Source organism: Tenacibaculum lutimaris, from assembly GCF_003610735.1.
Taxonomy (GTDB): domain Bacteria; phylum Bacteroidota; class Bacteroidia; order Flavobacteriales; family Flavobacteriaceae; genus Polaribacter; species Polaribacter lutimaris.
Genome location: NZ_RAQM01000010.1, coordinates 139,983 through 154,157, shown reverse-complemented (window position 1 = coordinate 154,157; position 14,175 = coordinate 139,983). Strand labels below are relative to the sequence as shown.

Below are 14,175 nucleotides of genomic sequence, written 5' to 3'. Positions count from 1 at the left end.
TTATCTCTTTATTCCTTGTTGATTTATCCATTGTTGATATTTTACTGCATTTCTATTATGCTGCGCTAAAGAGTTAGCAAATTCATGAAAACCAATCTTGTCAACACTTGCACACATATAGTAATAATTGTGTTTTTGATGGTTTAAAACAGCATCAATAGATGAAATATCTGGCATTGCAATTAGAGTAGGAGGAAGTCCTGTGTTTTTATAAGTATTGTAAGGAGAGTCTATAACTAAATCTTTGTTTAAAACCCTTTTTACAACAAAATCATGACCTTTAATTTCTTTAATAGCATAAATAACGGTAGGGTCTGCTTGTAAAGGCCAATTATCTTTTAATCTATTTAAGTATAAACCAGCAACAATAGGACGCTCTATTTTTTTAGCTGTTTCTTTTTGAACAATTGAAGCTAATGTTATTACCTCTTCTTTTGAAAGGTTTAGTTTTTTAGCTTTTTCTAATCTAGCAGAAGTCCAAAAACGATTGTATTCACGCAACATTTTATCACGGAAATTTTCAGCAGAAGTATTCCAGTAAAACTCATAGCTATTTGGAATGTACATTCCTAGAGCTGATTTTTCTGTGAAATTATTAGTAGATAAAAAGTTAGTATTGGTCATTGCCTGTAATAAGGCTGTAGAATCAGCTTCAATTTGTTCAGCAATTCTTCCTGCGAGCTTTTCTAAGGTATCTTGATTATTAAATGATAAAGTGATTGGAGTTTGATTTCCGCTACGTAAAAGGTTTACCACGTCATTCATGCTCATTCCTTTTTTTAATAAGTATTTTCCTCCTTTAGGTTGGGTGAATTTTTTCTTTTCTGCCACCCAAACAAAATTTTCGGGATGTTTTACAAAATCAGTAAGTTGTTTTTGAACATCTGTAAAAGAAGCGTTTGAGCCAATAAAAACAGCACCGTCTTTGGTAACTGCTTTTCCAAATATTTTTTGATAGTAATTAAAGCCAATAATTCCGCCAATTAAAAAAATAATTACAATACTTCCTAAAATAATTTTCTTATTCATTGATTAATTGAAATAGTAGTTCGTTTTTATATACTCCTTTGTGGTATGTCCAATCTTTTTTAATACCGATTTGTTTAAAGTTATGTTTTTGAAAAAGATGCAAACTGTTGTGGTTATCGTCTGTAATATTTGCATACAATTGATGTAATTGTAAATGCGTAAAACAATACTTTATTAATAATTGTAATGCTTCTGAAGCAAGTCCTTTATGTTGAGAATTTGGGTGGACTAAAATTCCAATCCCAGCTCTTTTATGTTGAGGGTTAAAATCAAACAAATCAATCATTCCAACGGATTTATTAGTAGATTTTTCTTCAATAACTAAACGTAATTGCTTCGCTTCATATATATCTAAATGTGAATTTTCTAAATATTGTTTTAATAAAAATTTAGAAAACGGAGCTTGTGTATGACTAACTTCCCAAAAGAGTTCGTTATTTTCTATTTGAAATAAAAACTCTAAATCCTCAGGTTCTAAAGCCCTTAAGTTGATATATGTTCCAGTTAACGTATGCACTAAATATTTATTTTACCTTTAAATACAAATGTAGCAGGTCCTTTTAAAAATACATTAGTATAAGTATTGTTTTTTTCTTCAAAAGAAACTTCTAATTCTCCTCCTTCAACAGGTAAAATGATTGAAGTATTGTTGGTTTTTTTGGTAGCATGCATTGCAATAGCTACAGCGGTAACACCTGTTCCACAAGCCAAAGTTTCATCTTCAACACCGCGTTCGTAAGTACGAACTCTGAAAGTGTTAGGGGTAATTTGTTCTACAAAATTCACGTTACTTCCCTCTGTTCCATAAACGTTATTTCTGATTTTCCTTCCGTTTGAAAAAACATCATATTCATTTAGTTCATTTACTAATTGTACATGATGAGGAGAACCTGTGTTAGTAAAAACATAATTATCAAATATTTTTACATCATCAACGTCAATCATTTGAAGTGATACAATATCATTAGTAATAGAGGCATGATGAAGTCCATCAATAGCTATGAAAGTTGTGTTGGTTTCAAAAAGCCCTAATTTATGAGCAAAAGCAACAATACATCGTCCGCCGTTACCACACATAGTACTTTCGTTACCATCAGAATTATAGTATACCATTTTAAAATCGGTATCAGTATCTTCTTCGAGTAAGATTAAACCATCAGCACCAATTCCAAAATTTCTATTACACAATTTTGCAATAATGTCAGTTTTATTTTTTGGAAAGGTTTTTGAACGGTTATCTACCATTATAAAATCGTTCCCAGTTCCTTGATATTTGTAAAATTCTAAATCCATAATAGTAGACAAAGATACATATTTTATCAAGGAGGATGGACTGTTAAATAGCGGTTAAAGTCCGTTAAATAGAAGTTAAACACATTTACTTAAAATGTTAAAATTGATATATTTGAAATATAAAATTTTGTAAGCATATGAAGAAAATATTTGGAACTTTAGGAATTGCAATCTTAGGAGGAGCAATAGCACTTGCAGGATATAAAACATTGATAGAAGAGCAGCAAGTGGTTGTAGAGAAAACTGTAGAGCCAACAATGCAAACTGTTAAGGCTAGTTATACGCCAACAGTAATAAACTCTACATCAACGCCAACTGATTTTACAGAGGCAGCAGATAAAACGGTGCATGCAGTAGTACATGTTAAGAATACATCAATAAGAACTCAGCAAAACCCGTTAGCTGAATTGTTTTATGGAAGTGGTAGTGGAACAAGAAAATATCAACAAGTAGGAACAGGAAGTGGAGTAATTATTTCTCCTGATGGTTACATTGTTACGAATAACCATGTTATTGAAGGGGCAAGTGATTTAGAGATTACCTTAAACAATCAAAAGAAATTAAAAGCTACTTTAGTAGGTGCAGATAAGGCAAATGATATTGCTTTGTTAAAAGTAGAAGCAGATTTTGAATTGCCTAATTTACCTTTTGGAAACTCAGATAATATTAAAGTAGGAGAATGGGTCTTAGCAGTAGGAAATCCATATAATTTAACATCTACGGTTACTGCAGGTATTATAAGCGCAAAAGGGCGTGATTTAGATGGTAACACAAATATAGATTCGTTTATTCAAACTGATGCAGCGGTAAATCCGGGAAATAGTGGTGGAGCATTGGTAAACACAAGAGGTGAGTTGATTGGAATAAATACAGCTATTTCCTCAAGAACAGGTTCTTTTATTGGATATTCGTTTGCAGTACCATCAAACATTGCTAAAAAAATTGTAGATGATTTATTAGAGTTTGGAGCTGTACAGGAAGCTATTCTAGGAATTAATATTGATCCAGAAACTAAAAGTGTTGAAGGAGTGAAAATTGGAGCTATTGATGCTGAAAGTGATGCAATTAAGGCGGGCTTAAAAGAAGGAGATGTTATTGTAAAAGTTAACAACGTTAAAATTTCTAAATTCTCTGATTTAAAAGGTCAGTTAACAGCAAAAAGACCTGGTGAATATGTAAATGTTACTGTAAATAGAGATGGTGAAGATTTAATTAAAACAGTTAAGTTGAGTAAGAGAAGTACGTATACCTCATTTACTTTTGGAGTACAGTTAAAAGATTTAACTGAAAAAGAAAGGAAAAAGATAGGTATTAAAGGAGGTGCAAAAATCACAGCCACAAATAACGAAGGATTTAAATATTATAATGTAGGGGAAGGATATGTAGTTTCTAAGATTAACGGAAAGGAAGTAGCTAGTGCTTCTGAAGCAGTTGATATTTTAGATAGATACTCAGGTAACCAAAGAATGTACCTAGAATTAATTAGCCCTAAAGGAGAAGTAGAAAGATATAAATTTTAAAAGTAAAGTATATGAAGAAATAAATCCTGTTGAGATAAAAATCAACAGGATTTTTCTTTTAAAAAACAGAGATAAAATCAAGAAGAAATACCTATTTTTGCAAAAATTTTTTAATTTTAGTTAACACACAACTATGTCAACAATAACAAATTACGAAAAAGAAGTAGTAAATCAAGCGCAGGTTAGAAGAGCTACTGTTGAATTTATTAACATCGTTAACGATTTATGGTACGATAAATCTATCGAGTTAGTATTATTTAGAAACCCGTTAGTAGATAAAAGAGCTAGTGAGGTTTTAAACTTAATCAACTATGCTAAAGAGTTTGTCGCTAAACCAATCACTATTGAAGATGCTTTAGAAATTGCGAAAGCTATTCAATCAATCGATTTACCACCATCAAAATTAGATATCGGTAAATTAGCCTATGAATTTCACTTACAAGATGATGCTTCTGCAGACAAAGTTGCTTTTGTAAAAGAGCAATTAAAAGATGCCACAGAGGCAGAAGATATTAAACCAAAAGATGTAGTATTATACGGTTTTGGTCGTATTGGTCGTTTATTAGCTCGCGAACTAAGTAGCAAAATGGGTAAAGGTTCTCAATTACGTTTAAGAGCTGTAGTTACTCGTGGTAAAATAGATCAAACAGTTTTAGAAAAAAGAGCTTCATTATTAAGCGTAGATTCAGTTCACGGAGATTTCTTAGGTACTGTTCAAGTAGATGTTGATAACAATGCGTTAATCATCAATGGAACTACCGTATATATGATTTCTGCAAATCAACCTGAAGATATAGATTATACTGAATACGGAATTAATGATGCATTAATTATTGATAATACAGGTGCTTTTAGAGATGAGGAAGCACTAAGTCGTCACTTAAAAGCTAAAGGAGCTAGCAAAGTATTATTAACTGCTCCAGGTGGAGGTGTACCAAACATCGTTCACGGTGTAAACCACGAAGAGAACAATCCTGATAATATCGATATTTTCTCTGCAGCCTCTTGTACTACGAACGCTATTACTCCAGTATTAAAAGTATTAGAGGATAACTTCGGAATTAAAAAAGGACACTTAGAAACGATTCACGCATATACAAACGACCAAAACTTGGTTGATAACATGCATAGTAAGTACCGTAGAGGTAGAGCAGCTGCTTTAAATATGGTAATTACCGAAACTGGGGCAGGTAAAGCAGTAGCAAAAGCATTACCAGCATTAGCAGGTAAGTTAACTTCAAGTGCTATTCGTGTACCAGTACCTAACGGGTCATTAGCAATCTTAAACTTACAATTAAAAACTCCAGCAACAGTTGAATCTGTTAACGCTATTATGAAGCAATATGCGTTAGAAGGAGATTTAGTAGAGCAAATTCAATACTCATTAAGTAACGAATTAGTTTCTTCTGATATTGTAGGAACAACAGCTCCATCTATCTTTGATAGTAAAGCAACTATTGCAGATGGTGATACGATTGTAATTTACGTATGGTATGATAATGAGTATGGATACTCTCACCAAGTAATGCGTTTAGCAAAGCACATTGCTAAAGTACGTCGTTATACTTACTATTAATAGAAAGTAAATAAATAGATAAAAAAAGTCGGAGCTTTTAAAGCTTCGACTTTTTTTATTATATTTGAAATAAGAGTAACCCCTTAAAATGTCCCCTAAAATGAAAAAGATAGTTGTATTACTATTTCTAATGCTTGGTACTACTTCACTAAGTTATTCTCAAGAATTAAAAACATTAATTTCAGGTAAGTGGTTTGTAGATTCAATGAAAGTTGGCAATGAAGTTTGTGAATTTTCAGAAGGATCAAGCTGGTTAGAGTTTTCTTCTGAAGGAAAATATGAAGTAATGATGAATGATCAAAAAGAAGCAGGAACTTGGAAGTTAATAAAAGAAAAAAATGAGTTAGAGTTTGATAAAACAAGCTTTGATGAAAACTTAAAAATTGAAAAAATAACTGAAACTGAATTATTGGTTTCAGCAAAAGACGAAGATATTATCTATACTATGTCGTTAAAAAGGTAAACAATAATAGTTTGTTTTTTTAACAGCCGAGGTAAGGGATTACCTCGGTTTTTTTATTTTTAATTGATAAGAGTTTACTTCTAATACTCATAAATCTTTTCCTTAAATTAGCATCTAAAAATAAATTTAATGAGAGCAATACTTACTCCTATATTATTATTGTTTGCAGCAATAACAACAAATTCACAAAACAAATTACCTTATTACGAAATACCTAAAGAAGCTGAGGAATTTACAGCAGGAACTGTTGTAAGTAGAATGATAGACGGATTAGGATTTCGTTATTATTGGGCTACGGATGGTTTAACTGAAAAAGATTTAGAATACAAACCAAGTACTGAGGCGAAAACAACGGGGGAAACGATAGACCATGTGTTAAGTTTATCAATAGTAATTAAAAATGCAGCATTGAAAATTCCGCATAATGAAGTAAAAACAGAAATGACATTTGCTGAAAAAAGAAAAGCAACCTTAGAAAACTTAAAGTTAGCTAGTGATATTTTTAGAAAAAGTACAGATGTATCGCAACACAAAATAATTTTTGGAGATAAAGAATATCCGTTATGGAATGCGATTAACGGACCTATTGCTGATGCTACATGGCATGCAGGTCAATTAGCTTCTTTTAGACGCGCATCAGGAAACCCAATCAACTCAAAAATTAATCATTTTACAGGTACCGTTAGACAATAATTTAATGACAGTTCAAGAAAAGATACAGCAGTTAAGAGAAGAGCTACATCAACATAATCATAGCTATTATGTGTTGGATAAACCAACCATTTCAGATTATGAGTTTGATATTAAATTAAAAGAGCTTCAGCAGTTAGAAGACGAAAATCCAGAGTTTTTTGATCCAAACTCACCAACGCAAAGAGTAGGAGGAGAAATAACTAAAAACTTTGAAACTGTTACTCATAAACATAGAATGTATTCATTAGATAACTCATATTCTAAGGAAGATTTGTTAGATTGGGAAAAGCGCGTTCAGAAAATCTTAGGAACTGATCAAATAGAATATACTTGTGAGTTAAAATATGATGGAGCTTCTATAAATCTTACTTATGAGAATGGTGAGTTTGTACAAGCGGTAACACGCGGAGATGGGTTCCAAGGAGATAATGTAACAACCAATATACGTACAATAAAATCAATTCCGTTGTTACCTAATGGTGATTTTATTACTGATTTCGAAATGCGAGGAGAAATCATTTTACCGTTAGAAGGATTCAATAAAATGAATGAAGAACGTATCGCAAATGATGAAGAGCCATATCGAAATCCGCGTAACACCGCTAGTGGAAGCTTGAAGTTACAAGATAGTGCAGAGGTTGCAAAGCGACCACTTGATTGCTTATTGTATCAGTTAGTAACGAGAGAACGTAAATATGCTTCACATTTTGAAAGTTTAGAAGCTGCTAGAAAAGTTGGGTTTAAAATTCCAGATACAATTGTTTTAGCCAAGTCGATAGAGGAGGTGTTAAACTTTGTAAACGAATGGGATGTAAAACGTCATACGTTACCTTACGAAACGGATGGGGTAGTAGTAAAAGTAAACTCATTTCAACAACAAGATGAGTTAGGATATACTTCAAAAGCTCCTCGCTGGGCAATTGCTTATAAATTTAAGGCAGAGCAAGTTTCAACTGTGTTAAATGAAATTACGTACCAAGTAGGTCGTACAGGAGCCATTACCCCAGTAGCAAACTTAGAACCTGTGCAGTTAGCAGGAACAATTGTAAAAAGAGCTTCGTTGCATAATGCTGATCAAATTGAAAAGTTAGATGTGCGAGTAGGAGATACTGTTTTTGTAGAAAAAGGAGGTGAAATTATCCCGAAAATTATTGCTGTCGATTTAACAAAGCGTCCGGTAGATTCTGTGCCAACTCAATACGCAACACACTGTCCTGAATGTCATACAGAATTGGTGAGAACAGAAGGAGATGCAAAACATTATTGTCCAAACGAATTTGGGTGTGCACCACAAATTACGGGTAGAATCAAGCATTTTATTAGTAGAAAAGCCATGGATATTGATGGATTAGGTAGCGAAACGGTTGATTTATTGCGCAAAGAAGGATTGATAAAGAATTATGCAGATTTGTACGATTTAACGGTAGAACAAGTAGTTCCGTTAGAGCGAATGGCGGAAAAGTCAGCACAAAATATGATTGACGGAATTGAAAAATCAAAAGAAATTCCGTTTGAAAAAGTGTTATTTGCTTTAGGAATCCGATTTGTGGGTGAAACCGTAGCTAAAAAATTAGCCAAACACTTTAAGTCAATCGACAATTTAATGAATGCAGATTTTGAAACACTAATTGCAGTTGATGAAATTGGCGATAGAATTGCACAAAGCATTATCGATTTTTCAAATGATTTAGGGAATATTGAATTGATTAACCGATTAAAATCATACGGAGTTCAGTTAGAAGTTTCTGCAGAGAGCTTAGAAGGGCAAACAGATAAGTTAGTAGGAAAAGTATTTGTTGTTTCAGGAGTGTTTCATCAAATGAGTAGAAATGAACTTAAAAAAGCAATTGAAGACAACGGAGGAAAAGTGTCGAGTTCAATTTCTAAAAAAACTACCTATATTGTAGCAGGTGATAATATGGGACCAAGTAAACTTACAAAAGCTGAAAGTTTAGGAATTCCAATTATTTCTGAACAGGACTTTATTGATATGATTGCTTAATTTTTAATTAAAAAGAGAAACATGACTAAACAAACTAAAATAACCCTAGCATCTATTGTTTTTTTATTGGTAGCTATTGCTGACGTATATGCAGTGATTACACAAAACAAAACCATAGAAATGATTTTTAAACCATTGCTAATGACGACACTTGCTGTAGTGTATTTAGTATCGGTAAAAAAGCCAAGTTTTTGGTTGTTATCAGCTCTATTTTTCTCTTTTTGGGGCGATGTATTTCTGTTAGATAAGGAAAAGTTTTTTGTTTTTGGTTTAGGATCTTTTTTAGTAGCTCATCTTGTTTATATTAAAATAACAACTGATTTATTATTTAAAGATTTAACAGTAAAAATTATAACATCGGCAATTCCGTTTGTCTTATTATTTGTAGGGTTATTAGGTTTAATCTATGGTAATTTAGGTGATATGTTATTGCCAGTAATCGTATACGGAATTACAATTTCAACTTTTGGTACGGCAGCATTACTAAACTATCGTCAGCAAAAAACAACAGCGAATTCATGGTTGTTGTTAGGAGCTATTTTGTTTATAGCTTCTGATAGTCTTATAGCGTTAAACAATTTTTACACACCAAAACGATTATTTGATATTGCTATAATAGTGTTATATATCGTTTCTCAATACTTAATTGTTAAGTCAATAATAGTTAAAGAAAAGTAATTTTCTAATGGAAAAACCGAGGTTAACAAGGTTAACTCAAATTGTAACTTTACTACAATCAAAAAGGTTAGTTACAGCTACCGAATTATCAAAAAAGTTTCAAGTGAGTGTTCGTACAATTTACAGAGATATTAGAACGCTTGAAAATTCAGGAATTCCGGTAGTTACTGAAGAAGGAAAAGGATATTTTTTACAAGAAGGATATCAGTTGCCGCCAATTATGTTTTCAGAAGATGAGGCTAATGCACTAATTACAGCAGAACAGTTAATTCTGAAAAACAAAGATGCTTCACTAATTGAAAATTATAGCGAAGCTATTACGAAAATTAAAGCAGTTTTAAGACATTCACAAAAAGGGAAGGCAGATTTACTTTCCCAAAGAATTGCTTTTAGAGCCAATGCAGAAAAAGAACAATCGAGCAACTATCTCATTCAAATTCAATCAGCAATCACAAACTACTATTTATTAGACTTAGGGTATTTATCTCTTGAAAATAATTTTACGAATAGAGTTGTAGAACCTTTTGCTTTATATAGTACCAACGAAAATTGGTTGTTAATTGCGTATTGCCGATTGAGAAATGAATTTAGAGTGTTTAGACTAGATTGCATTCAGAATATGAAGGTCTTAAATGATACATTTACTCCTCATAAAATGACTTTGGAAGAATACTTTAAAATTTGTCAAGAAAAGTATGGTGTACCCCTGACATAGGGTTGACATAACGAGGCTTTACTTTTGTTGAAAATTTTAAAAACAAAAGATGAGCACAGAACAAAAAGAACCGTTTTATGTAGTAGGAATTTCAGTAAGAACAACAAATGAGAATCAACAAGCAGCAAAAGATATACCTGCTTTATGGCAACGATTTATAGCTGAAAATATAGCAGATAAAATCCCGAATAAATCTTCAAATGAAGTATATGCTGTGTATACAGATTATGAATCAGATTACACCAAGCCATACACAACAATTATTGGTTGTAGAGTGAATGAAATTAGTAATGTCCCCGAAGGCTTGGTGAGTAAAAAAATAGCTGCTCCAAGTTATAAAAGATATATAGCAAAAGGAGATTTAGCAGATAATATTGTCTACAATAAATGGTTAGAGATTTGGGGCGAAGATATAAATAGAGCTTACACTTCCGATTATGAGGTGTATGGGGCAAAAACAGCAGATTCAACAAATGCTGAGGTAGAAATATTTATAGGAGTAAATTAATAAAAAAGGACAGTTTTAAAACTGTCCTTTTTAGTTGTTATTTTATAAGTTCTTTCCAATTAAAGGGATGTTTTTTCGATAGGAAATCAATAAAATTAATCCAGAGATAAAAGTTATTATAGCGCTTATAAACAAAGTGCCACCATCTTCGTTATGTTCAATGCCAATAATAGTTAAGTGACTCATGATTGCACCAAACATTAAACCTAAAGTTAGTAAAGCACCTAACCATGTCTTTTTAGGGATAAATAAAAGTATAGAAGCAATTAGTTCAAAAACACCTGTGCTTATTCTCATGTAAGCTTCGTTGCTTCCAGCTATTTTAGTAAATAAATCAATACTTTCTTGTGCTCCGGTGAATTTGAAAAATAATGTTTGAAGCATTATAACAGCAGCTATTAACTTTAAGATTAAAAGAATATATTTTTTCATTTTTGATATAATCTATTATGTTAGACGTTGTAAATTTTAATGCTTACATAAACTAAAAACGATATTTTTGTAGGTATGAAAAAAATAGTATTAGCCTTGTCGGTTTTGGGTTTATTAGCTTGTAAACAAGAACAAACCTCACTTAAGTTTTTAAATGAATACGTAGTAAAAGATTCTTTACAGATTGATAATACCGTAATAGGAGGGATTTCAGGAATCGACTATTACAATAATCAATATTACATGGTTGTTGACGATGCTGCAAATCCGAGGATTTTAGTAGGAGATATTACTGTTAAAAATGACTCGATTCAATCAGTAAGTTTTGAAAAAGTTATTGTAGTTGATACTGTTAGTCAGTTTACTAAAAGTCATGTGTTAGATTTAGAATCTATTTTTATACAAGACGGAATCATTAATCTAACAAGTGAAGGCTCAATTCAGTATAAAAAAGATCCGAGTATTTTTCACATAGACACAAAAGGAAGCTTTATTAATGAGGTAGCTATACCCAATTATTTTAAGGCTGCTTCAGAAGCAAAACCTAAACATAATGGTGTTTTTGAAGGTTCATCAAAAAGTATTGACGATAAAGGTTTTTGGGTAGCAATGGAAGCTCCGTTAGGAGCAGATGGGGAAGAACCAACATTTCATGAAACACAATCACCAGTCAGAATCACTTATTACGATAAGAATACAAATGAAGCAATTAAGCAATTTGCGTATCAATTAGAAAAGATTGATAAACCTGCAAAGGGAAATGTGAATTTAAATGGAGTAACTGCAATTTTAGAATATAAAAAAGATCATTTTTTTATCATCGAAAGAATTTATCAAAGTGGTTATGGAAGTCATGGAAATGTAGTCAGAATTTTTAAAGCTACTATTGATGATACTTCAACAAATACGTTAGTTATAGAATCATTGAAAGAAGAAAAATATACACCATTAAAAAAAGAGTTATTGCTAGATTTTAGCACTGTTGAAAATCAACTAACAGACGGAATCATAGACAATATTGAAGCAATTACTTTTGGTCCAATATTGCAAAACGGAAACAAATCGTTAATTCTAGCTTCAGATGATAATTTTCAGGTGTATGGTAAACAATTGAATCAGTTTTTATTGATAGAAATTGAACAGAAATAAATAAATTAGCTACCCCTAATTTTCATACATGATAAGTACATTAAAAAGTAAATCTATTCAAAAAGAATACGATAAGTTAGTAGCTAAACAAAGCAAAAAAACACATAAGAATTCTCAAGTTAAAAAAGTAGCGATTTTGTTAGATAATGAAGCTTTGGTTAATGTTGTGTTAGCAAATTTAGCAAACAATTTTCCGTTTAAAAAAGAAGATGTATCGGTATTGGTATTTAGAGAATATTCTAAAAAAGATGAGCCATCACCAAAATTTTTTACTGAAAAAGATTTAGGGTTTAAAGCGAGTTTAAAATCCGACAATTTGAAAGATTTCGTTAAAAATGATTACGACTTACTTATAAACTATACAAAAGCCACCAACTTATTAACGAATGTAATAACTTTGTTGTCGCAAGCAGATTTTAAAGCTGGTTTTGCTGAAATTGATGACAGATTATACGATATTGTTGTGTCTGATGAAGGTTTTAATGAAGCGGTTTTGAATCAAGAATTAAAAAAATATCTAACGATTTTAAATAAAATATAATGCAAAAGTTTGTAGGAACAGGAGTAGCTTTGGTAACTCCTTTTAACGAAGATTTAAGTGTAGATTTTGATGCGCTTAGAAAGTTAGTAAACTATAATATTGAAAACGGTACAAACTATTTAGTAATAAATGGAACTACTGGAGAAAGTGCAACTATTACTAAGGAGGAGAAATTAGAAATAATAAAGGTTGTAATAGAAGAAAACAATGGTCGTTTACCTTTAGTTTTAGGAGTTGGAGGAAACAACACGCAAACAGTTGTTGAAGAATTACAAACGTTAGATTTAACTGGTATCGATGGAGTTTTATCGGTAGCACCATATTATAGCAAGCCAACTCAAGAAGGTTTTTATCAGCATTACAAAGCTGTTTCTTTAGCAAGTCCGTTGCCAATTATTTTATACAATGTTCCTGGTAGAACTGCAAAAAATATGGAGCCAGCAACTACTTTACGATTAGCGAGAGATTTTGAAAATATTGTAGCAGTAAAAGAAGCAGGAAATAATCAACAGCAGTATTATGAACTGTTAAAAGATAAACCAGAAGATTTCTTAATAATTTCTGGTGATGATGATTTAGCAGTGGGTGTAGCTTTAGCAGGAGGATCGGGAGTTATTTCTGTAATCGGACAAGCGTTGCCGAAAGAGTTTTCTAAAATGATTCAATTAGGATTAGAAGGAAAAGCTAAAGAAGCGTATGAAATACATTATAAATTAATGCATATCGTAAACTTAATTTTTGCTGAAAACAACCCAGCAGGAATCAAAGCAGTATTACAAAAATTAGGAATTTGTTTAGATGAAGTGCGTTTACCTTTAGTAAAAGCATCAGAAGAATTACAAACTGAAATTTCAGATTTTATAGACAAGATGTAATTTATCTAAATAAAAATTAAAAATACAAAAGACTACAATTTCGTTATTGTGGTCTTTTTTTAGCATCTTTGTATAAAGAGTAATTTTTAAAGTAGAAAATATGTTATCAAAAATAATAGAGAAAGCATTAAACGATCAAATTAAAGTAGAAGCAGAATCTTCACAAATATATTTAGCAATGGCATGTTGGGCAGAAGTTCAAGGTTTTGAAGGTGTTGCACAGTTTATGTATGCACATTCAGATGAAGAGCGTATGCATATGCTAAAATTAGTAAAGTTTGTAAACGAGCGAGGAGGGCATGCCCATGTTTCAGAATTAAAAGAACCACCAGCAAAATTTGGATCTTTTAAAGATATGTTTCAAACATTATTTGATCATGAGGTAATGGTATCACAATCAATTAACGATTTAGTACATATCACTTTACAGGAAAAAGACTATGCAACTCATAATTTCTTACAGTGGTATGTGTCTGAGCAAATAGAAGAAGAGGCTTTAGCACGTAATATATTAGATAAAATTAACTTAATTGGAGACGATAAAGGAGGTTTGTATTTGTTTGATAACGATGTGAAGCAGATTGTAGCACAATCAGCCGATGCAGCACAGCAATAAGATTAACAAACATTTAGTAACTTTTTTGAAAAATTATAACAGATTTTATAGTTTCTTGTAAAACTCTATTTTTAGAGTAAAAAAA

General features: G+C 31.6%; 16 protein-coding genes. 12 read left to right on the top strand and 4 right to left on the bottom strand.

Going from position 1 to position 14,175, the window contains the following annotated elements; translation table 11 throughout:
* The 3 genes from mltG to dapF are packed head-to-tail and all read right to left on the bottom strand — an operon-like array spanning position 1 to position 2,322.
* Positions 1-1,029 carry an endolytic transglycosylase MltG gene (gene mltG, locus C8N26_RS11015; RefSeq protein WP_120187331.1) on the bottom strand — a complete coding sequence of 343 codons (1,029 nt, stop codon included), beginning with the start codon at positions 1,027-1,029 and terminating at the stop codon, positions 1-3.
* On the bottom strand, positions 1,022-1,546 hold the full coding sequence (locus tag C8N26_RS11010; RefSeq protein WP_028892667.1) for a GNAT family N-acetyltransferase: 525 nt from the start codon (positions 1,544-1,546) through the stop codon (positions 1,022-1,024). Before C8N26_RS11010 ends, mltG begins: the two co-directional genes overlap by 8 nt.
* A complete protein-coding gene (gene dapF / locus C8N26_RS11005) occupies positions 1,546-2,322 on the bottom strand; it encodes a diaminopimelate epimerase (protein WP_120187330.1) in 777 nt (258 codons plus the stop codon). The genes C8N26_RS11010 and dapF overlap by 1 nt, the downstream gene beginning before the upstream one ends.
* Before the next feature lie 137 nt (positions 2,323-2,459).
* Between dapF and C8N26_RS11000 the strand changes: the two genes are divergently transcribed.
* The 8 genes from C8N26_RS11000 (at position 2,460) to C8N26_RS10965 (ending at position 10,477) form a co-directional block, all read left to right on the top strand.
* Positions 2,460-3,842: a trypsin-like peptidase domain-containing protein gene (locus tag C8N26_RS11000; protein WP_120187329.1), complete on the top strand. Its 1,383-nt coding sequence runs from the start codon at positions 2,460-2,462 to the stop codon at positions 3,840-3,842.
* A gap of 133 nt (positions 3,843-3,975) precedes the next feature.
* Positions 3,976-5,418 carry a glyceraldehyde-3-phosphate dehydrogenase gene (locus C8N26_RS10995; RefSeq protein ID WP_028892664.1) on the top strand — a complete coding sequence of 481 codons (1,443 nt, stop codon included), beginning with the start codon at positions 3,976-3,978 and terminating at the stop codon, positions 5,416-5,418.
* A gap of 100 nt (positions 5,419-5,518) precedes the next feature.
* Positions 5,519-5,881: a hypothetical protein gene (locus tag C8N26_RS10990; protein ID WP_120187328.1), complete on the top strand. Its 363-nt coding sequence runs from the start codon at positions 5,519-5,521 to the stop codon at positions 5,879-5,881.
* Positions 5,882-6,010: 129 nt separating this feature from the next.
* Entirely contained in the window at positions 6,011-6,574 is a 564-nt protein-coding gene (locus C8N26_RS10985) for a hypothetical protein (RefSeq protein WP_028892662.1), read from the top strand.
* Between the two features lie 4 nt (positions 6,575-6,578).
* Positions 6,579-8,576 (top strand): NAD-dependent DNA ligase LigA, encoded by a 1,998-nt coding sequence (gene ligA, locus C8N26_RS10980; RefSeq protein ID WP_120187327.1) that lies wholly within the window; start codon positions 6,579-6,581, stop codon positions 8,574-8,576.
* Between the two features lie 21 nt (positions 8,577-8,597).
* Positions 8,598-9,254: a lysoplasmalogenase gene (locus tag C8N26_RS10975; protein WP_120187326.1), complete on the top strand. Its 657-nt coding sequence runs from the start codon at positions 8,598-8,600 to the stop codon at positions 9,252-9,254.
* A gap of 7 nt (positions 9,255-9,261) precedes the next feature.
* Positions 9,262-9,969 (top strand): helix-turn-helix transcriptional regulator, encoded by a 708-nt coding sequence (locus C8N26_RS10970; protein WP_120187325.1) that lies wholly within the window; start codon positions 9,262-9,264, stop codon positions 9,967-9,969.
* 49 nt (positions 9,970-10,018) lie between these two features.
* Positions 10,019-10,477, top strand: a complete 459-nt coding sequence (locus C8N26_RS10965) for a GyrI-like domain-containing protein (protein ID WP_028892658.1) — start codon at positions 10,019-10,021, stop codon at positions 10,475-10,477.
* A gap of 42 nt (positions 10,478-10,519) precedes the next feature.
* Here C8N26_RS10965 and C8N26_RS10960 read toward each other — a convergent pair whose 3' ends face one another.
* Complete coding sequence (locus C8N26_RS10960; protein WP_028892657.1) at positions 10,520-10,909, bottom strand: DoxX family membrane protein; 390 nt, start codon at positions 10,907-10,909, stop codon at positions 10,520-10,522.
* Positions 10,910-10,984: 75 nt separating this feature from the next.
* On the opposite strand from C8N26_RS10960, the gene C8N26_RS10955 reads away from it, so the two are divergent.
* The 4 genes from C8N26_RS10955 (at position 10,985) to C8N26_RS10940 (ending at position 14,090) form a co-directional block, all read left to right on the top strand.
* Positions 10,985-12,058: an esterase-like activity of phytase family protein gene (locus tag C8N26_RS10955; protein WP_038006015.1), complete on the top strand. Its 1,074-nt coding sequence runs from the start codon at positions 10,985-10,987 to the stop codon at positions 12,056-12,058.
* A gap of 28 nt (positions 12,059-12,086) precedes the next feature.
* Complete coding sequence (locus tag C8N26_RS10950; protein ID WP_120187324.1) at positions 12,087-12,599, top strand: DUF6913 domain-containing protein; 513 nt, start codon at positions 12,087-12,089, stop codon at positions 12,597-12,599.
* Positions 12,599-13,474, top strand: coding sequence for a 4-hydroxy-tetrahydrodipicolinate synthase (gene dapA, locus C8N26_RS10945; protein ID WP_120187323.1), 876 nt, complete (start codon positions 12,599-12,601; stop codon positions 13,472-13,474). Before C8N26_RS10950 ends, dapA begins: the two co-directional genes overlap by 1 nt.
* 100 nt (positions 13,475-13,574) lie before the next feature.
* A complete protein-coding gene (locus tag C8N26_RS10940; RefSeq protein WP_120187322.1) occupies positions 13,575-14,090 on the top strand; it encodes a ferritin in 516 nt (171 codons plus the stop codon).
* Positions 14,091-14,175 lie beyond the last annotated feature (85 nt).